This window comes from Kitasatospora cinereorecta (genome assembly GCF_024172095.1).
Classification (GTDB): Bacteria; Actinomycetota; Actinomycetes; order Streptomycetales; family Streptomycetaceae; genus Kitasatospora; species Kitasatospora cinereorecta.
Genome location: NZ_JAMZDX010000005.1, coordinates 741,214 through 759,511, shown reverse-complemented (window position 1 = coordinate 759,511; position 18,298 = coordinate 741,214). Strand labels below are relative to the sequence as shown.

Genomic DNA, 18,298 nt, shown 5'->3' with positions numbered 1-18,298 from the left:
CCTGACCCCAGGGCCCCACCGGACAACCGTCCGGTGGGGCCCCTGCCTTGTCCGGGCTGGCACGGATCGGCCCGGGCGCGGCATGATCTCCTGCGACGCCGGGCTCCCGGCGCACGTCTCCTGAGGAATCGACATGAAGAGTCGCCTGCTCGTGCTGGTGGTCGTGGTGACCGCCGCTCTCGTCCTGCTGCTGGGGGAGGCCGGTGCGGCGCTCGCGGGCGGCGACGCCGAGCAGCAGGCGGGGGGCCGACTGCTCGGCTGGCTCGTCTCCGTGCCGGTCGCGCTGGTGGTGGCGGGCCTCGTCAAGGCGATGGTGCCGGCCGGCTGGCTGCCCGCGGTCGCCGGGACCAGGCCGTCGGCCGGGTACCGGAGCGGGTGGGGGGACCGGCTCGCGCGGCGGCTCGGTGTGGCTGCCCAGCACTCGACGGAGGACGACCTGGCGGCGGTCCGGGCGGGTACCGGGGTGCACGTCCGCGCGATCCTGGTGGACCCGGTCGAGTCGGGGGCGCTCCTGCTCCCGGCCGTGGACGGCGGCGCCGTGCGGATGGCGTGGAAGCGGACGGGACGGCCGGCCGTGGAGCTGCGGGGCCCGTACCGGGTGTCGACCGGGACGGCCCGGGCCAACCCGCTGGCCGACCGGATGGGATTCCCGGCCGTGGTGCAGCTGGGCACCGCCGACGGCGCGAAGGTCCTCCGGATGCGGGAGACCGACCGCGAGCTGCTCCAGCAGCTGGTCGGGGCCGAAAACGCGTCCGCACACGTCGGCTAGGGGCACGAGGGGCGCGGTCGGAGCTGCGAGAATGACCGCATGTCCACCACTCCCGCCGCCCCCGCCGTCCCCGGCAGCACCAACCTCGACCCGGCGATCGCCGCCCGCCTCAAGCGCACCGAGGACGGGCTGGTCCCCGCCGTCGCCCAGCAGTACGACACCGGCGAGGTGCTGATGCTCGGCTGGATGGACGACGAGGCGCTGCACCGCACCCTCACCACCGGCCGCTGCACCTACTGGAGCCGCAGCCGCAACGAGTACTGGGTCAAGGGCGACACCTCCGGGCACGTCCAGCAGGTGAAGAGCGTCGCGCTCGACTGCGACGGCGACACCGTCCTGGTCAAGGTCGACCAGACCGGCGCCGCCTGCCACACCGGCGACCGGACCTGCTTCGACGCCGACGTGCTGCCGATCACCGGCCCGGTCGCTCGCTAACCTGTCCTCACATCCACCCGCTCGACCGAACGGTGCTGCCCGCCATGGACCTTGAGGCCTTCCGCACACTCGCCGCCGACACCCGGGTCATCCCGGTCACCCGACGGCTCCTCGCGGACGGGCTCACGCCCATCGGCGTCTACCGCAGCCTCGCCGCCGAACGCCCCGGCACCTTCCTGCTGGAATCCGCCGAGCAGGGCCGCAGCTGGTCCCGCTACTCCTTCGTCGGCGTGCGCAGCGGCGCCGTACTGACCGTCGACGAGCAGGGCGGCGCCCGCTGGCTCGGCGAGCCGCCCGTCGGCATCCCCGCCACCGGCGACCCGCTGGAGGTGCTGCGGGCCGCGCTCGCCGCCCTGCACACCCCCCGGCACGCCGACGACGGCCTGCCGCCGCTCACCGGCGGCCTGGTCGGCTACCTCGGCTACGACGTGGTCCGCCGGCTCGAGAAGCTGCCGAACCTCACCCCCGACGACCTCAAGCTTCCCGAGCTCACCCTGCTGCTCGCCACCGACCTCGCCGTCCTCGACCACGCCGACGGCACCGTGCTGCTGATCGCCAACGCGGTCAACCACAACGACCTGGCCACCGGCGTGGAGGAGGCTTACGCGGACGCGGTCGGCCGCCTCGACGCGATGGAGGCCGACCTGCTCAAGCCGGTCGACCCCGGCCTCGCCACCTTCACCCCGACTGCCGCCGACGCCGTCTCCCCGTTCGGCGGCGAGCCCTACCGGGCGGCGGTCGAGGTGGTGAAGGAGCGGATCCGGGCCGGCGAGGCCTTCCAGGTGGTGCCCTCGCAGCGGTTCGAGGCGCCCTGCCCCGCCTCCGCGCTCGACGTCTACCGGGTGCTGCGCACCACCAACCCCAGCCCGTACATGTACCTCTTCCGCTTCCCCGGCCCCGACGGCGGCGCGGAGGGCGGGTTCGACGTGGTCGGCTCCAGCCCCGAGGCCCTGGTCAAGGTCACCGAGGGCGAGGCGATGCTGCACCCGATCGCCGGCACCCGGCACCGCGGCGCCACCCCGCACGAGGACGCCGAACTCGCCGCCGAACTGCTCGCCGACCCCAAGGAGCGGGCCGAGCACCTGATGCTGGTCGACCTGGGCCGCAACGACCTCGGCCGGGTCTGCGAGCCCGGCTCGGTCGAGGTGGTCGACTTCATGGAGATCGAGCGCTACAGCCACGTCATGCACATCGTCTCCACGGTGACCGGCAGGGTCACCGAGGGCCGCAGCGCGCTGGACGTGCTCACCGCCTGCTTCCCGGCCGGCACCCTCTCCGGCGCGCCCAAGCCGCGGGCGATGCAGATCATCGAGGAGCTGGAGCCCACCCGCCGCGGGCTGTACGGCGGCTGCGTCGGCTACCTGGACTTCGCCGGGGACTCCGACACCGCCATCGCGATCCGCACCGCGGTCATCCGCGACCGTACGGCGTACGTGCAGGCCGGCGCGGGTGTCGTCGCCGACTCCGACCCGCACGCCGAGGACACCGAGTGCCGCAACAAGGCCGCCGCCGTCCTCCGCGCCGTCGCCACCGCGAACACCCTCCGCGCCCCGGCATAGCCGCCCCTGGCCCGCGTGCGGGGTCCGGTGTCGGGTCGGGGATAGTGGACGGGTGACGAACAACCGCCGTTCCCTCGCCCTGATGCTGCTGCTGACCGCCCTCGGTGCCGTGCTGGTGCTGACGTCCGTCGGGCGGACGTGGGCGGAGGGGGTGGTGACCGGGCTGGACGGCGGGCGGCTGGAGATCGCCGCGACCGGGAGCGAGCTGACCGGGCTGCCGGGCGGGATGGCGCTGGTGGGTCTGGCGGCGGCGGTCGCGGTGTTCGCGGTGCGCGGCCGGGCCCGGCTCGCGGTGGGCGTGCTGGGCGTCCTGGCCGGTCTCGGCGCGGCGGCCGGGGCGCTGCTCGGCGCGGGCGACACCGCGGGGCTGGACGCCGAGGCGGCACACAAGCTGGCGCTGACCGGTGCCCAGGCGGAGCAGATCACCCGGACCGGGTGGCCGTGGGTGGCGCTGGCCGGCGGTGTGCTGCTGGCGCTGGCGGGGGTGCTGACCGTCCGGTTCGGTCGCGGTTGGCCGGCGATGGGCAGCCGGTACGAGGCGCCGTCCCGGGCGGCGGCGTCGGCGAAGGCGCGGGCCGAGTCCCCGGTGGACCTGTGGAAGGCGCTGGACCGCGGTGAGGACCCGACCGCCGGATCCGCGGGCTGATCCCGCCACCGGTCCCGCCCGCCGATTCCGGGGGCGGAAACCGAGACGAGGATCTCACCGGTTGCAGCGGGCCCCCCGCTTGGGGCTCGGGTCTGTGGCCCGGCACAATGGATTGCGTCAACCCGTCGAGCGCCTCCCGGCAGCCCGGGCGGGCCCCGGAGCAGCAAGGAGCACCATCAGATGTCGCGAGCAGCGCACGGCCACAACCCCGCGAACTGGACCGGCGTGACCATCGCCTTCGTCGGCTTCTGCATCAGCGGCGTTGCCATGATCATCCCCAGCCCCCTCGTCGTGGTGGCGGGTCTCGTGGTCGTGGTGGCCGGTCTCGTGGTCGGCAAGATGATGGCGATGGCCGGCATGGGCAAGCAGACCACGGTGCACGCCCCGGCGGCCGTCGCCGAGGAGCGCACCCCGGTCGCCGCGGGCTGACCCCGGAACAGTGGTGGACGGCGGGCGCGAAACGCCCGCCGTTCGGCGTTTCGGGTGAACGCGCCCGAAGACGGGCACAATCGGCTGCGTGAACGCTCCCGCCACCCCGGCCCCGGGGCAGAAGGGCCCGGCGTCGCGGCTGGGCCGTCCGCTGGCCGCGCTGGCGGCGGTCGCCGCGCCGACCGTGTACGTCGCGATGGTCGACCCGAACAGCCCCGGCCACTACCCGGTCTGCCCGGTGCTGCAGGCGACCGGCTGGTGGTGCCCGGGCTGCGGCGGGCTGCGCTGTGTGCACGCGCTGACCCGCGGCGACCTGACCACGGCCGGGCACGACAACCTGCTGGTCCTGGTGCTGGCGTTCGTGGTGGCCTTCCTGTGGCTGCGCTGGGCGTGGGCGGCGCTGACCGGCGCCCCGGTGCCCAGGATGCGGATCGGGCTGCGGCAGACGGTGCTGCTGGTGGTGGTGCTGGGCCTGTTCATGGTGGTCAGGAACCTTCCGGCGGGGGCCGGACTGGCGCCGCCGGTGGTGTGACCGGCGCTTATCGCCGTCCGCTGGGCGAGACGCGCGCCGGGCGGATGCGCTGCGCGCCCCCCGCGGCCGATACCATCGAAGGGCCGACGGGAGCGTCCCGCCGCATGATCCTCACCGGATGGGCGACGCGCTCCCCATGGCCTTGACCGCCTGCAAGGCCGGGACGGGCACTGCCGCGCCCCGGCTCCACCAGCAGAAATGATGGGGGCCACCCTGTGAGTGTTCTCGACGAGATCATCGTCGGGGTTCGAGAGGACCTCGCCGAGCGACAGGCCCGGGTCTCCCTGGACGAGCTCAAGGAGCTCGCCGCCAAGGCGCCCGTGGCGAAGGACGGCGTGGCCGCCCTGCGCGGCGACGGTGTCCGGGTGATCTGTGAGGTCAAGCGTTCCAGCCCGTCCAAGGGTGCGCTGGCGGCGATCGCCGATCCGGCCGGCCTGGCCACCGACTACGCCGCCGGCGGTGCCGCCGCGATCAGCGTGCTGACCGAGCAGCGCCGCTTCGGCGGTTCGCTCGCCGACCTCGACGCGGTCCGCGCCGCGGTCGACACCCCGATCCTGCGCAAGGACTTCATCGTCACGGCGTACCAGCTCTGGGAGGCCCGCGCCCACGGCGCCGACCTCGCGCTGCTGATCGTCGCGGCCCTGGACCAGCCTGCGCTGGTCTCGCTGATCGAGCGGGCCGAGTCGATCGGACTCACCCCGCTGGTCGAGGTCCACGACGAGGAGGAGATCGCCCGCGCGGTCGACGCCGGCGCGCGGATCATCGGGGTCAACGCCCGCAACCTGAAGACCCTCGAGGTCGACCGCAACACCTTCGGCAACGTGGTGGACGCGATCCCGGCCGGCATCGTCAAGGTGGCCGAGTCCGGTGTCCGCGGCCCGCACGACCTGATCACCTACGCCAACCAGGGCGCCGACGCGGTGCTGGTCGGCGAGTCCCTGGTGACCGGCAAGGACCCGAAGACCGCGGTGGCGGACCTGGTCGCCGCCGGCGCCCACCCGGCGCTGCGCAACCCCGGACGGAGCTGACCGCAGCCGTGTCCCTCGCCGCCCGTCTCGCCCCCGGCTGCCGCCCGCGCGGCTGCCGCGCGCCCGCACGCCGGGTGCTCGGGCGGCGGGTGCGCTACGTGATCGGCTGCGAGCCCGGGCAGGTCCCCGGGCGGCGATGGCGCAGGACGCACGGCTGAGCGCCGTTCCCTCCCGTCATCGCACGCCATCACACCACCGAGGACACGCATGTCCCAGAACGATCCCTCGGGCGCCCAGGTGCCCGACGCCCGCGGCTACTTCGGCGCGTACGGCGGCCGGTTCATCCCGGAGGCGCTGGTCGCCGCCGTGGAGCAGGTCGCCGAGGAGTACGAGAAGGCCAAGACCGACCCGGCCTTCACCGCCGAGCTCGACGCCCTGCTGAAGGACTACACCGGCCGGCCCAGCCCGCTGACCGACGTCCACCGCTTCTCCGCCGAGGCCGGCGGCGCGCGCGTGCTGCTCAAGCGCGAGGACCTCAACCACACCGGCTCGCACAAGATCAACAACGTGCTGGGCCAGGCCCTGCTCACCAAGCGGATGGGCAAGACCCGGATCATCGCCGAGACCGGCGCCGGCCAGCACGGCGTGGCCACCGCCACCGCCTGCGCGCTGTTCGGCTTCGACTGCACCATCTACATGGGTGAGGTCGACACCCAGCGGCAGGCGCTGAACGTCGCCCGGATGCGGATGCTCGGCGCCGAGGTCGTCGCGGTGAAGTCCGGCAGCCGTACCCTCAAGGACGCCATCAACGAGGCGTTCCGCGACTGGGTCGCCAATGTGGACTCCACCCACTACCTGTTCGGCACCGTGGCCGGCCCGCACCCCTTCCCGATGATGGTCCGGGACTTCCACCGGGTGATCGGCGTGGAGGCCCGGCAGCAGGTGCTGGACCGCACCGGCCGGCTGCCGGACGCGGTGGTCGCCTGCGTCGGCGGCGGCTCCAACGCGATGGGCATCTTCCACGAGTTCATCCCCGACGCGGGCGTGCGCCTGATCGGCTGCGAGGCGGCCGGCGAGGGTGCCGAGACCCCCAAGCACGCGGCCACCCTCACCAAGGGCGACCCCGGCGTGCTGCACGGCTCGCGCACCTACGTGCTGCAGGACGAGGACGGCCAGACCATCGAGTCCCACTCGATCTCGGCCGGCCTGGACTACCCCGGCGTCGGCCCCGAGCACGCCTGGCTGAAGGACACCGGCCGCGCCGAGTACCGGCCGGTCACCGACGACGCCGCGATGCAGGCGCTGCGCCTGCTCTCCCGCACCGAGGGCATCATCCCGGCCATCGAGAGCGCCCACGCGCTGGCCGGCGCCCTGGAACTCGGCCGCGAGCTCGGCCCGGAGGCGACCATCCTGGTCTCGCTCTCCGGCCGCGGCGACAAGGACATGCACACCGCCGCCGAGTACTTCGGCCTGTACGACACCGACGGGGGGAAGTGACGATGGCCTCGAAGCTCAGTGAGACGCTGGCCGCCGCCAGGGCCGAGGGCCGGGCGGCGCTGATCGGCTACCTGCCGGCCGGTTTCCCGACCGTCGACGGCGGGATCCGCGCGATCGACGCGCTGATCGAGGGCGGCTGCGACGTGGTCGAGGTCGGCCTGCCGCACTCCGACCCGGTGCTGGACGGCGCCACCATCCAGACCGCGGACGACATCGCGCTGCGCGGCGGCGTCCGGATCAAGGACGTGCTGCGGACGGTCGCCGAGGTGGCGGCCGCCCACCCGTCCGCGCCGGTGCTGGTGATGACCTACTGGAACCCGGTCGACCGGTACGGTGTCGCGCGCTTCGCCGCCGACCTGGCCGCCGCCGGGGGCGCCGGCTGCATCCTGCCCGACCTGCCGGTCGAGGAGTCCGACGAGTGGCGCAAGGCGGCGGGCGAGCACGGCCTCGACACCGTCTTCGTGGTCGCCCCGAGCAGCAAGGACCAGCGCCTCGCGGAGGTCACCGCGGCCGGGTCCGGCTTCGTCTACGCCGCCGCGGTGATGGGCGTCACCGGCACCCGGGCGGCCGTGGGCAACCTCGCCGAGGACCTGGTGGCCCGTACCCGCGCCACCACCGACCTGCCGGTCTGCGTCGGCCTCGGCGTCTCCAACGCCACCCAGGCCGCGGAGGTGGCCGGCTTCGCCGACGGCGTCATCGTCGGCTCGGCGTTCGTCCAGCGGATCCTGGACGCGGACGGGGACGAGGAGGCCGGCCTGGCGGCCGTCCGCGCCCTCGCCGCCGACCTGGCGGCCGGCGTCCGCCGCTGACCGACCCGGCCCGCCGTCCGACGGCCCGCCGCCCCGCACCCGCAAGGGAGCGGAGCGGCGGGCCGTCGGCGTGTCCGGGGTGCCGGCGGCGCCGAACGGCCCCGAACGGGTGAAAAGCGAACGCGGGACGCATCACCGGCGGGTGGGACGCGTTGACCGGGTGGAACAGTTCGCCGACGAAAAGGGTCGCCCGTGCCGTACCTCCAGCGCTCCGTCCTGCTCCGGGCGGCGGCGGCCGCACTCGCGCTGGGGGCGGCGTTCGGGGCGGAGAGCGCGGTGGAGAACGCGCTGGCCAGAGGGGGCGCGCAGCGGGTCGAGCAGAACGCGTCCATGTGCGACCGGGTGGCCCGGCTGGCCGCCGATGCGCACGCCGACCGCTCGCAGCCGGCGGGTCGGCCGCCGCTCGGGCGGGTGGTCGCGGCGTCCCGGTGCGAGCACGCTCCGCGCTGACCGAAGAATCGGACATTCGACCGCTTAATCTCACTCATACGGCTTAATTCGCGAATGTGGAGGAACCGGCACCCATCCCCTACGGTTCATCAGGCAGGAATCCGTGAACCGTCCGAGGGGGAGCCCTGATGGCCAGTCAGCAGACCGCCGAGCCGCGCGCCGGTGGCGCGTTGCGCCGAGCGGTGGACGGCCCGGCCTCGGAGGTGATCGGCCTGGCGGCCCGGCTCGGCCTCGCCGTGGTGTGGGGCTGGGCGGGCATGGCGAAGATCTCCGACCCGGCCGAGGCGGCCCAGGCGGTGCGGGCGTACGAGATCCTCCCGGAGTCCCTGGTCAAGCCGGTGGGCTGGGGGCTGCCGTTCCTGGAGCTGGCGCTCGCCCTGCTGCTCCTGCTCGGCCTCGGCACCCGGATCGTCGCCGGGATCTCCGCCGTACTGCTGCTCACCTTCATCGCCGGCATCTCCTCGGCCTGGGCCCGCGGCATCTCGATCGACTGCGGTTGCTTCGGCGGGGGCGGCACGGTCGACGCCTCCAAGACCGAGTACGCGCAGGAGATCCTCCGCGACACCGGCTTCCTGCTGCTCGCCGCCTGGCTCTTCCTCCGGCCGCGGACCAAGTACTCGCTCGACGCCTGGCTGGCCGCCTGAGCCGCAGCGACACCCCGGCGCCGCGCCGTCCCGGCCCCGCCCCTTCTTCCCCTGACCGATCCGGCACGACAGAGCACAGAGAGCGAACGAGGCGAGACGTGGTCATGAGCGAGAAGAACCGCGAGGGAAAGCGCACCGCGCGGGAACGGATGATGGCGGAGCGGGCCGCCCAGGAGGCCAAGGACAAGCGCACCAAGAAGCTGGTCGTCGGCGGCGTGGTCGTCGCGGTCGTCGCGGCCGCGGCGGTCACCGGCGTGGTGGTGCAGAACCAGCGCTCCAAGCCGGAGACCCCGGTCGCCGCCCCGACCGGCGCGATCGGCGACAAGAGCCTGGTCATCCCGTCCGGCGCGGCCGACGCCCCCTCCACGCTCACCGTCTACGAGGACCCGCGCTGCCCTGCCTGCGGCATGTACGAGCGCACCTTCTCGCCCACCATCGACCAGCTCGAGGACCAGGGCAAGCTCCAGGTGAACTACCACGTGGTGTCCTTCATCGACCGCTCGCTCGGCGGCACCGGCTCCAAGCACGGCGCCAACGCGCTCGCCTGCGCGCAGGACGCCGGGCACTTCCGCGACTACCACGACGTGCTCTACCGCAACCAGCCGGACGAGACCTCGGACGCCTTCGGCGACAAGCAGGTCCTGCTCGACCTGGCCAAGCAGGTCCCCGGGCTCAGCACGCCGGTGTTCGAGGCCTGCGTCAACGACAGCAAGTACGGCGGCTGGGTCTCCGCGGTGCAGCAGGACTTCGACAAGTCCAGCTACAAGTCGACGCCGACCGTGCTGCTCAACGGCACCCCGATCTACCCGAAGAAGGGCGACGAGCAGATCTCCCCGGAGAACCTGGCCAAGTGGGTCGACGAGGCCAACGCCGGCAAGCAGCCCGGCAGCACCGGCTCCCACGGCCAGAGCCCCGCCCCGACCTCCACCGCCTCCGAGCCGAACACCCCGCCGACAGCGCCCTAGCGTTCGGTCCCCGGGGAGGAGTGACGCAGCTGTGACCCGCTCCGATGCCGGTCTGCGGAGCGGGACGCGGTAGCGTCGACATCGCCATGGATATCGCTTACATTCCGAGCCCGTCGCGGGGCGTCCTCTACCTGGGGCCGATCCCGCTGCGCGCCTACGCGTTCTGCATCATCATCGGTGTCGTCGTGGCCGTGTGGCTCGGCAGCAAGCGCTGGGTCGCCCGCGGCGGCGGCAAGCACACCGTGGGCGACATCGCCGTCTGGGCGGTGCCGTTCGGCCTGGTCGGCGGCCGGCTGTACCACGTGATCACCGACAACCAGCTCTACTTCGGTCCGGGCAAGCACCCGATCGACGCGCTGAAGATCTGGGAGGGCGGCCTCGGCATCTGGGGCGCCATCGCCTTCGGCGCGGTCGGCGCCTGGATCGGCTGCCGCCGCCGCGGGGTCCCGCTGCCCGCGTACGCGGACGCGATCGCCCCGGGCATCGCGCTGGCCCAGGCCTGCGGCCGCTGGGGCAACTGGTTCAACCAGGAGCTGTACGGCCGGCCGACCGACCTGCCCTGGGGCCTGGAGATCCACAAGACGCTCCCCGACGGCACCGTGATCAGCGGCGTCTACCAGCCCACCTTCCTGTACGAGTCGCTCTGGTGCGTCGGTGTGGCGTTCCTGGTGATCTGGGCCGACCGCCGCTTCACCCTGGGCCACGGCCGGGCGTTCGCGCTGTACGTCGCCGCGTACACAGTGGGCCGGTTCTGGACCGAGTGGCTGCGGATCGACGAGGCGCACCACTTCTTCGGTCTGCGACTCAACGACTGGGTGGCGATCTTCGTCTTCCTGGGCGCCGTCGCGTACTTCGTCATCTCGGCGAAGAAGCGTCCGGGCCGCGAGGACCCGGATTCGATCGACCCGAAGGCCCACGAGGAGGAGCACGCCGAGCAGTCGGAGCCGACCGACACCTCGGGCGAAGCCCCTGGTGAGAAGCTCGAGCGGGACGCGCAGCAGCCGTCCTGAGGCCCCCGCAGCCACCTTCCGAGGCCGCCCCGCCCACCTGGCACGGGGCGGCCTCCGGCGTGTTCGGACAGCCTTACTTTGCTGGAAAGACGCAGGTCAACGGGCTACGTTCGAGGTGTAGAGCCCTGCCGACGCGGTCAGGGGGGACGCCCGACAGGAAGGCCGAGAACCATGAGTGCGACCATCGCCGAGCCGGAGACCGACAACCACCCGCCGCGCATACCGGCCGAGGGGCACCACCGCGACGTGAACGGCGGCTGGCTGCGCCCGGCGGTGTTCGGCGCGATGGACGGGCTGGTCTCCAACTTCGCGCTGATGACCGGTGTGGTGGGCGGCGCGGTGTCCAGCTCCACCGTGATCCTCACCGGCCTGGCCGGCCTCGCCGCCGGCGCCTGCTCGATGGCGGCGGGTGAGTACACCTCGGTCGCCTCCCAGCGCGAGCTGGTCGAGGCCGAGATCGAGGCGGAGCGGATCGAGCTGCGCCGCAACCCGCACGGCGAGCTGGCCGAGCTGGCGCAGCTGTACATCGCCAAGGGGGTGGAGCCGAAGCTGGCCCACCAGGTGGCCAAGCAGCTCTCCTCCAGCCCGGAGGCGACGCTGGCGGTGCACGCCCGCGAGGAGCTCGGGGTGGACCCGGACGACCTGCCCTCGCCGGTGGTGGCGGCGGTCTCCTCCTTCGGCTGCTTCGCGGTGGGCGCGCTGCTGCCGCTGCTGCCGTACCTGCTGGGGGCCACCGCGCTGTGGCCGGCGCTGATCGTCTCGATGCTGGGCCTGTTCCTGTGCGGTGCGGTGGTGGCGCGGGTGACGGCCCGCAGCTGGTGGTTCAGCGGCCTGCGCCAGCTGGTGCTGGGCGGGGTGGCGGCCGGGGTGACGTACCTGCTGGGCTGGCTGATCGGCGGGGCTGTGGGATGACACAGCCCGCTGCATGACTATGCTGAGAACCGCGTGACGTTCCGCACATGGGCCGGTGGGTCCGCCTGGCCTAGTCTCATCATCCGGGCTCGCCGACCCGCAGATTCGCATCTGCGGGTCGGCCCGCGGAATGGAATCGCAGGCGGGCCCGGTCACGCCGTGTGGACGGCGGATTTCGGCCCTGTTTCGGGCGGGCGACCCCCGGGCACACTTATGGGGACGCGCGGCGTGGCGCGTCCTTCCATTGCCCCCGTGACCTGCGGGTTTTGTCCGCGATGTGGACGCGATGTTCCACTTCCCGGGATCTTCGGCATCATGTAACTTGCGCGAAATCGCAGCACGAATCGCATCAGGGCCAACGTCGTCCCTCTGCACCTGCACTTGCCTCATAGACGACGACGGGAGAGCCGATGCTGTCTGCATCCATGCACTCCGCCAACGAGAACGTTCCGGCCACCGGCCCGTACGCGCTCGTTCCGGATGCGCGCCCCCTGGCCCAGGGTCTGTACGACCCGCGCAACGAGCACGACGCCTGCGGCGTCGGCTTCGTGGCCACGCTGACCGGCATCGCCGACCACAAGATCGTCGAGCAGGCGCTGACCGTCCTGCGCAACCTGGAGCACCGCGGTGCCACCGGCGCCGAGCCCGACTCGGGTGACGGCGCGGGCATCCTGACCCAGATCCCCGACGCCTTCCTGCGCAGCAAGGTGTCCTTCGAGCTTCCGGCCGCCGGCTCGTACGCGGTCGGCATCGCCTTCCTGCCCGACGCGGACGAGGCCGACGCGGCCGCCGTCGCCCGGATCGAGGCCATCGCGGCCGAGGAGGGCCTGACCGTCCTCGGCTGGCGCGACGTCCCGGTCACTCCCGACCTGCTGGGCGCCACCGCCCGCTCGGTGATGCCGCGCTTCCGCCACTTCTTCGTCGGCCACGCCGAGAAGAGCGGCATCGAGCTGGACCGGGTCGCCTTCGTGGTGCGCAAGCGCGCCGAGCGCGAGGCCGGCGTCTACTTCCCGTCGCTGTCGGCGCGGACCATCGTCTACAAGGGCATGCTGACCACCGGCCAGCTGGAGCCCTTCTTCCCGGACCTGTCGGACCGGCTCTACGCCTCCGCCCTCGGCCTGGTGCACTCGCGCTTCTCCACCAACACCTTCCCGAGCTGGCCGCTCGCCCACCCGTACCGCTTCGTCGCGCACAACGGCGAGATCAACACGGTCAAGGGCAACCGGAACTGGATGACCGCGCGGGAGTCCCAGCTCGCCACCGACCTGATCCCGGGCGACCTGAAGCGGATCTTCCCGATCTGCACCCCGGACCACTCCGACTCCGCCTCCTTCGACGAGGTGCTGGAGCTGCTCCACCTCGGCGGCCGCTCGCTGCCGCACTCGGTGCTGATGATGATCCCGGAGGCGTGGGAGAACCACGCCACCATGGAGCCGGCCCGCCGCGCGTTCTACCAGTACCACTCCAACCTGATGGAGCCCTGGGACGGCCCGGCCTGCGTCACCTTCACCGACGGCACCCAGATCGGCGCGGTCCTGGACCGCAACGGCCTGCGTCCCGCCCGCTACTGGATCACCGAGGACGGCCTGGTCGTCCTCTCCTCCGAGGTCGGCGTGCTCGACATCGCCCAGGAGAACGTGGTCAAGAAGGGCCGCCTGCAGCCCGGCAAGATGTTCCTGATCGACACCGTCGAGCACCGCATCGTCGAGGACGAGGAGCTCAAGGCCCAGCTCGCCGCCGAGCACCCGTACGAGGAGTGGGTCGCGGCCGGTCAGATCCAGCTCTCCAAGCTCCCCGAGCGCGAGCACATCGCGCACACCCACGCCTCGGTCACCCGCCGCCAGCAGACCTTCGGCTACACCGAGGAGGAGCTGCGGGTCATCCTCGCCCCGATGGCGAAGACCGGCGGCGAGGCGCTCGGCTCGATGGGCACCGACTCGCCGATCGCCGCGCTGAGCGAGAAGCCGCGCCTGCTGTTCGACTACTTCGTGCAGCTCTTCGCGCAGGTCACCAACCCGCCGCTGGACGCCATCCGCGAGGAGCTCGTCACCTCGCTGCTGTCCAACCTCGGCCCCGAGGGCAACCTGCTGGACGCCCAGCCCTCGCACTGCCGCTCGGTCGGCATCACCTTCCCGGTGATCGACAACGACGAGCTGGCCAAGCTGATCCACATCAACGCGGACGGCGACCAGCCGGGCCTGAAGGCCGTCACCCTGTCCGGCCTGTACAAGGTCGCCAGCGGCGGCGCCGGCCTCGCGGCCCGCCTCGTCGAGATCGCGGCCGAGGCCGACGCGGCGATCGCCGACGGCGCCCGGATCATCGTGCTCTCCGACCGCCACTCGGACGCCGAGCACGCCCCGATCCCCTCGCTGCTGCTCACCTCCGCCGTGCACCACCACCTGATCCGCACCAAGCAGCGCACCCAGGTGTCGCTGCTGGTCGAGGCCGGCGACGTCCGCGAGGTGCACCACGTCGCGCTGCTGGTCGGCTACGGCGCCGGCGCGGTCAACCCGTACCTGGCGATGGAGTCGGTCGAGGACCTGGTCGCCCAGGGCGTCTTCGTCAAGGGCATCGAGCCCGAGAAGGCCATCAAGAACCTGATCAAGGCGCTCGGCAAGGGCGTGCTCAAGGTCATGTCGAAGATGGGCATCTCCACCGTGGCTTCGTACCGCGGCGCCCAGGTCTTCGAGGCGATCGGCCTCTCCCAGGAGCTGGTGGACGGCTTCTTCGCCGGCACCACCACCAAGCTCGGCGGCATCGGCCTGGACGAGATCGCCAGGGAGGTGGCCGCCCGCCACGCCAAGGCGTACCCGGCCTCCGGCATCCCGGCCGCGCACCGCGCGCTGGAGATCGGCGGCGAGTACCAGTGGCGCCGCGAGGGCGAGCCGCACCTGTTCGACCCGGAGACGGTCTTCCGCCTCCAGCACTCGACCCGCAGCAAGCGCTACGACATCTTCAAGCAGTACACCGGCCGGGTGAACGCCCAGTCCGAGCGGCTGATGACGCTGCGCGGCCTGTTCAAGCTGGACGGCAAGGGCCGGGCCCCGATCTCGATCGACGAGGTCGAGCCGGTCTCCGAGATCGTCAAGCGCTTCTCCACCGGCGCCATGTCGTACGGCTCCATCTCGATGGAGGCGCACGAGACGCTCGCCATCGCGATGAACCAGCTGGGCGGCAAGTCCAACACCGGTGAGGGCGGCGAGGACCCGGAGCGTCTGTACGACCCGGCGCGCCGCTCGGCGATCAAGCAGGTCGCCTCCGGCCGCTTCGGCGTCACCTCCGAGTACCTGGTCAACGCGGACGACATCCAGATCAAGATGGCCCAGGGCGCCAAGCCCGGCGAGGGCGGCCAGCTGCCCGGCCACAAGGTCTACCCGTGGGTCGCCAAGACCCGGCACTCCACCCCGGGTGTCGGCCTGATCTCCCCGCCGCCGCACCACGACATCTACTCCATCGAGGACCTGGCTCAGCTGATCCACGACCTCAAGAACGCCAACCCGGTCGCCCGCGTCCACGTGAAGCTGGTCTCCGAGGTCGGCGTCGGCACGGTCGCGGCGGGTGTCTCCAAGGCGCACGCGGACGTGGTGCTGATCTCCGGCCACGACGGCGGCACCGGTGCCTCCCCGCTCACCTCGCTGAAGCACGCGGGCGGCCCCTGGGAGCTCGGCCTCGCCGAGACCCAGCAGACCCTGCTGCTGAACGGCCTGCGGGACCGGATCGTGGTCCAGACGGACGGTCAGCTGAAGACCGGCCGCGACGTGGTCATCGCCGCCCTGCTGGGCGCCGAGGAGTTCGGTTTCGCAACCGCCCCGCTGGTGGTCTCCGGCTGCATCATGATGCGCGTCTGCCACCTGGACACCTGCCCGGTCGGCGTCGCCACCCAGAACCCGGTGCTGCGCGAGCGCTTCTCCGGCAAGCCGGAGTTCGTGGTGAACTTCTTCGAGTTCATCGCCGAGGAGGTCCGCGAGATCCTCGCCGAGCTGGGCTTCCGCTCGATCGAGGAGGCGGTCGGCCACGCCGAGCACATCGACGCCGAGGCCGCGATCGACCACTGGAAGGCCGCGGGCCTCGACCTGACCCCGCTCTTCCACGTCCCCGAGCTGCCCGAGGGCGCGGCCCTGCACTGCACCACCACGCAGGACCACGCGCTCGACAAGGCCCTCGACAACCAGCTCATCGAGCTGGCCGAGGACGCCCTGGAGCGCGGCGAGGCGGTCCGGATCCAGCTGCCGATCCGCAACGTCAACCGCACGGTCGGCACCATGCTCGGCCACGAGGTGACCAAGCGGTACCGCGGTGAGGGCCTGCCGGAGGGGACGATCGACGTCACCTTCACCGGCTCGGCCGGCCAGTCGTTCGGCGCCTTCGTGCCCAACGGCGTCACGCTCCGCCTGGAGGGCGACGCCAACGACTACGTCGGCAAGGGCCTGTCCGGCGGTGTGCTGGTGGTCCGCCCGGCCCGCGACGCGGCCGCGATCGGCAACGACGCGCAGAACCACGTGATCGCCGGCAACACCATCGGCTACGGCGCCACCTCGGGCCGGATCCACCTGCGCGGCAAGGCCGGTGAGCGCTTCGCCGTCCGCAACTCGGGTGCCACCCTGGTCGTCGAGGGCGTGGGCGACCACGGCCTGGAGTACATGACCGGTGGCCGGGTCGTGGTCCTCGGCGAGACCGGCCGCAACCTGGCGGCGGGCATGTCCGGCGGCATCGCGTACGTCCTGGACCTGCGCCCGGCCAACGTCAACAGCGGCATGGTGGGCATCGAGGCCCCGACCGCCGCCGACCGCGAGTGGCTGCGCGACACCGTGCAGCAGCACTACGAGGAGACCGGCTCCACCGTGGCCGCCGAGCTCCTGGCCGACTGGGGCAGCGGCGTCTCCCGCTTCTCCAAGATCATGCCCACCGACTACAAGGCTGTGCTCGCCGCCAAGGACGCCGCTGAGCGCGATGGACTCTCCGAGTCCGAGACCACTCGCAAGATGATGGAGGCGGCACATGGCTGACCCGAAGGGCTTCCTGACCACCCCGAAGCAGCTGGCCGAGCGCCGTCCCGTCGACGTCCGACTGCGGGACTGGAACGAGGTCTACGTCGAGCGCAGCCTCCTGCCGATCATCACCAAGCAGGCCGGCCGCTGCATGGACTGCGGCATCCCGTTCTGCCACAACGGCTGCCCGCTCGGGAACCTGATCCCCGAGTGGAACGACCTGGCGTACCGGGACGACTGGAGCGGCGCCATCGAGCGCCTGCACGCCACCAACAACTTCCCGGAGTTCACCGGCCGCCTGTGCCCGGCTCCCTGCGAGTCGGCCTGCGTGCTCGGGATCAACCAGGACGCGGTGACCATCAAGAATGTCGAGGTCACCATCATCGACAAGGCCTGGGACCGCGGCGGCGTGGCCGCGCAGGTCCCGGAGCGCCTGTCCGGCAAGACCGTCGCCGTGGTCGGCTCCGGCCCGGCCGGCCTGGCCGCCGCCCAGCAGCTCACCCGGGCCGGCCACACCGTGGTGGTGTACGAGCGCGCCGACCGCATCGGCGGCCTGCTGCGCTACGGCATCCCCGAGTTCAAGATGGAGAAGCGCCACATCAACCGCCGCATCGAGCAGATGCGCGCGGAGGGCACCCGGTTCCGCACCGGCGTGCACGTCGGCGAGGACATCACCGGCCAGGACCTGCGCTCGCGCTTCGACGCGGTGGTCGTGGCGGCCGGCGCCACCACCGCCCGCGACCTGCCCGTGCCGGGCCGGGAGCTGAACGGCGTCCACCAGGCGATGGAGTACCTGCCGCTGGCCAACAAGGTCCAGGAGGGCGACTACGTCGACTCCCCGATCTCCGCCAAGGGCAAGCACGTGGTGGTCATCGGCGGCGGCGACACCGGCGCGGACTGCGTCGGCACCGCCCACCGCCAGGGCGCGGCCTCGGTCACCCAGCTGGAGATCATGCCGCGGCCGAGCGAGGAGCGTCCGGGCCACCAGCCGTGGCCGACCATGCCGATGACCTACAAGGTCACCTCGGCCCACGAGGAGGGCGGCGAGCGGATCTACTCCGTCAACACCACCCACTTCGCCGGTGACGAGGAGGGCAATGTTCAGGAGCTCCACCTGGTCGAGGTAGAGTTCAGGGACGGTCGCTTCGAGCCCGTCCCGGGTACCGAACGCGTCCTTCCGGCGCAACTGGTCACCCTGGCCATGGGCTTCACCGGGACGGACGTGAAGAACGGCCTGGTCGAGCAGCTCGGTGTGGAGCTGGACCCCCGCGGCAACGTCGCCCGGGACTCGAAGTTCGCGACCAACGTGGACGGCGTCTATGTGTGCGGTGACGCCGGCCGCGGCCAGTCGTTGATCGTCTGGGCCATCGCGGAGGGCCGTTCGGCCGCCGCGGCGGTCGACAAGTACCTGGGTGGCAAGACCCCGCTGCCCGCCCCGATCCGTCCGACGGACCGCCCCCTGGTGGTCTGAGGCCGGGTCAGCACCACCCTCACCCTGAACGCCGGGCCCGCAACTGCCCCGCCCGGCCGCACGAAACCGATCCCGCCAGAGCCGCCGGGCCCGGTCATGACGGCGCCTGCCCTCTCCCCGACCAGTTGCGGGCAGGCGCCGTTCGTCGTGTCCCGGCGCCCGCCACGCCGTCTCGCATCCCGGACGTGACGGCGGACATCCGGTAGTGCAATGC

17 protein-coding genes are annotated in these 18,298 nt (G+C 72.4%); all 17 read left to right on the top strand.

Features of this window, described 5'->3' with window-relative positions; genetic code table 11:
• Positions 1 to 133 precede the first annotated feature (133 nt).
• The 17 genes from FHR36_RS29045 to FHR36_RS28970 all read left to right on the top strand — a co-directional run bounded on the left by FHR36_RS29045 (position 134) and on the right by FHR36_RS28970 (position 18,084).
• Entirely contained in the window at positions 134 to 769 is a 636-nt protein-coding gene (locus FHR36_RS29045; RefSeq protein WP_253801847.1) for a hypothetical protein, read from the top strand.
• Positions 770 to 808: 39 nt separating this feature from the next.
• A complete protein-coding gene (gene hisI, locus FHR36_RS29040) occupies positions 809 to 1,204 on the top strand; it encodes a phosphoribosyl-AMP cyclohydrolase (RefSeq protein WP_253801845.1) in 396 nt (131 codons plus the stop codon).
• Positions 1,205 to 1,248: 44 nt separating this feature from the next.
• Entirely contained in the window at positions 1,249 to 2,763 is a 1,515-nt protein-coding gene (locus tag FHR36_RS29035; protein WP_253801843.1) for an anthranilate synthase component I, read from the top strand.
• A 52-nt stretch (positions 2,764 to 2,815) separates the two neighbouring features.
• Positions 2,816 to 3,409, top strand: a complete 594-nt coding sequence (locus FHR36_RS29030) for a TIGR02234 family membrane protein (RefSeq protein WP_253801841.1) — start codon at positions 2,816 to 2,818, stop codon at positions 3,407 to 3,409.
• A 180-nt stretch (positions 3,410 to 3,589) separates the two neighbouring features.
• On the top strand, positions 3,590 to 3,838 hold the full coding sequence (locus FHR36_RS29025; protein WP_253801839.1) for an HGxxPAAW family protein: 249 nt from the start codon (positions 3,590 to 3,592) through the stop codon (positions 3,836 to 3,838).
• Positions 3,839 to 3,926: 88 nt separating this feature from the next.
• Entirely contained in the window at positions 3,927 to 4,370 is a 444-nt protein-coding gene (locus FHR36_RS29020) for a DUF2752 domain-containing protein (protein WP_253801837.1), read from the top strand.
• Positions 4,371 to 4,585: 215 nt separating this feature from the next.
• A complete protein-coding gene (gene trpC / locus FHR36_RS29015; RefSeq protein ID WP_253801835.1) occupies positions 4,586 to 5,398 on the top strand; it encodes an indole-3-glycerol phosphate synthase TrpC in 813 nt (270 codons plus the stop codon).
• 8 nt (positions 5,399 to 5,406) lie between these two features.
• Positions 5,407 to 5,556 carry a tryptophan biosynthesis modulator TrpM gene (gene trpM / locus FHR36_RS40390; protein ID WP_380230711.1) on the top strand — a complete coding sequence of 50 codons (150 nt, stop codon included), beginning with the start codon at positions 5,407 to 5,409 and terminating at the stop codon, positions 5,554 to 5,556.
• Between the two features lie 49 nt (positions 5,557 to 5,605).
• Positions 5,606 to 6,835 (top strand): tryptophan synthase subunit beta, encoded by a 1,230-nt coding sequence (gene trpB, locus FHR36_RS29010; RefSeq protein WP_253801834.1) that lies wholly within the window; start codon positions 5,606 to 5,608, stop codon positions 6,833 to 6,835.
• Between the two features lie 2 nt (positions 6,836 to 6,837).
• Positions 6,838 to 7,644: a tryptophan synthase subunit alpha gene (gene trpA / locus FHR36_RS29005; protein WP_253801832.1), complete on the top strand. Its 807-nt coding sequence runs from the start codon at positions 6,838 to 6,840 to the stop codon at positions 7,642 to 7,644.
• 192 nt (positions 7,645 to 7,836) lie between these two features.
• Positions 7,837 to 8,094: a hypothetical protein gene (locus FHR36_RS29000; RefSeq protein ID WP_253801830.1), complete on the top strand. Its 258-nt coding sequence runs from the start codon at positions 7,837 to 7,839 to the stop codon at positions 8,092 to 8,094.
• A gap of 128 nt (positions 8,095 to 8,222) precedes the next feature.
• A complete protein-coding gene (locus tag FHR36_RS28995; RefSeq protein ID WP_253801828.1) occupies positions 8,223 to 8,738 on the top strand; it encodes a MauE/DoxX family redox-associated membrane protein in 516 nt (171 codons plus the stop codon).
• 104 nt (positions 8,739 to 8,842) lie between these two features.
• Positions 8,843 to 9,703, top strand: coding sequence for a DsbA family protein (locus tag FHR36_RS28990; protein WP_253801826.1), 861 nt, complete (start codon positions 8,843 to 8,845; stop codon positions 9,701 to 9,703).
• An 86-nt stretch (positions 9,704 to 9,789) separates the two neighbouring features.
• Positions 9,790 to 10,713 carry a prolipoprotein diacylglyceryl transferase gene (lgt, locus tag FHR36_RS28985; protein ID WP_253801824.1) on the top strand — a complete coding sequence of 308 codons (924 nt, stop codon included), beginning with the start codon at positions 9,790 to 9,792 and terminating at the stop codon, positions 10,711 to 10,713.
• A gap of 171 nt (positions 10,714 to 10,884) precedes the next feature.
• Positions 10,885 to 11,625: a VIT1/CCC1 transporter family protein gene (locus FHR36_RS28980; RefSeq protein WP_253801821.1), complete on the top strand. Its 741-nt coding sequence runs from the start codon at positions 10,885 to 10,887 to the stop codon at positions 11,623 to 11,625.
• 425 nt (positions 11,626 to 12,050) lie between these two features.
• The gene (gltB, locus tag FHR36_RS28975) at positions 12,051 to 16,631 is read left to right on the top strand and encodes a glutamate synthase large subunit (RefSeq protein WP_253802011.1); all 4,581 of its coding nucleotides are present in this window, start codon (positions 12,051 to 12,053) and stop codon (positions 16,629 to 16,631) included.
• Positions 16,624 to 18,084 (top strand): glutamate synthase subunit beta, encoded by a 1,461-nt coding sequence (locus tag FHR36_RS28970; RefSeq protein WP_253801819.1) that lies wholly within the window; start codon positions 16,624 to 16,626, stop codon positions 18,082 to 18,084. Before gltB ends, FHR36_RS28970 begins: the two co-directional genes overlap by 8 nt.
• Positions 18,085 to 18,298 lie beyond the last annotated feature (214 nt).

Bases quoted from the DNA above. Each gene is read 5' to 3' on its own strand.
- FHR36_RS29045 (WP_253801847.1), top strand. From the start codon at position 134: ATGAAGAGTCGCCTGCTCGTGCTGGTGGTCGTGGTGACCGCCGCTCTC.
- hisI (WP_253801845.1), top strand. From the start codon at position 809: ATGTCCACCACTCCCGCCGCCCCCGCCGTCCCCGGCAGCACCAACCTC.
- FHR36_RS29035 (WP_253801843.1), top strand. From the start codon at position 1,249: ATGGACCTTGAGGCCTTCCGCACACTCGCCGCCGACACCCGGGTCATC.
- FHR36_RS29025 (WP_253801839.1), top strand. From the start codon at position 3,590: ATGTCGCGAGCAGCGCACGGCCACAACCCCGCGAACTGGACCGGCGTG.
- trpB (WP_253801834.1), top strand. From the start codon at position 5,606: ATGTCCCAGAACGATCCCTCGGGCGCCCAGGTGCCCGACGCCCGCGGC.
- trpA (WP_253801832.1), top strand. From the start codon at position 6,838: ATGGCCTCGAAGCTCAGTGAGACGCTGGCCGCCGCCAGGGCCGAGGGC.
- FHR36_RS28995 (WP_253801828.1), top strand. From the start codon at position 8,223: ATGGCCAGTCAGCAGACCGCCGAGCCGCGCGCCGGTGGCGCGTTGCGC.
- FHR36_RS28990 (WP_253801826.1), top strand. From the start codon at position 8,843: ATGAGCGAGAAGAACCGCGAGGGAAAGCGCACCGCGCGGGAACGGATG.
- lgt (WP_253801824.1), top strand. From the start codon at position 9,790: ATGGATATCGCTTACATTCCGAGCCCGTCGCGGGGCGTCCTCTACCTG.
- FHR36_RS28980 (WP_253801821.1), top strand. From the start codon at position 10,885: ATGAGTGCGACCATCGCCGAGCCGGAGACCGACAACCACCCGCCGCGC.
- gltB (WP_253802011.1), top strand. From the start codon at position 12,051: ATGCACTCCGCCAACGAGAACGTTCCGGCCACCGGCCCGTACGCGCTC.
- FHR36_RS28970 (WP_253801819.1), top strand. From the start codon at position 16,624: ATGGCTGACCCGAAGGGCTTCCTGACCACCCCGAAGCAGCTGGCCGAG.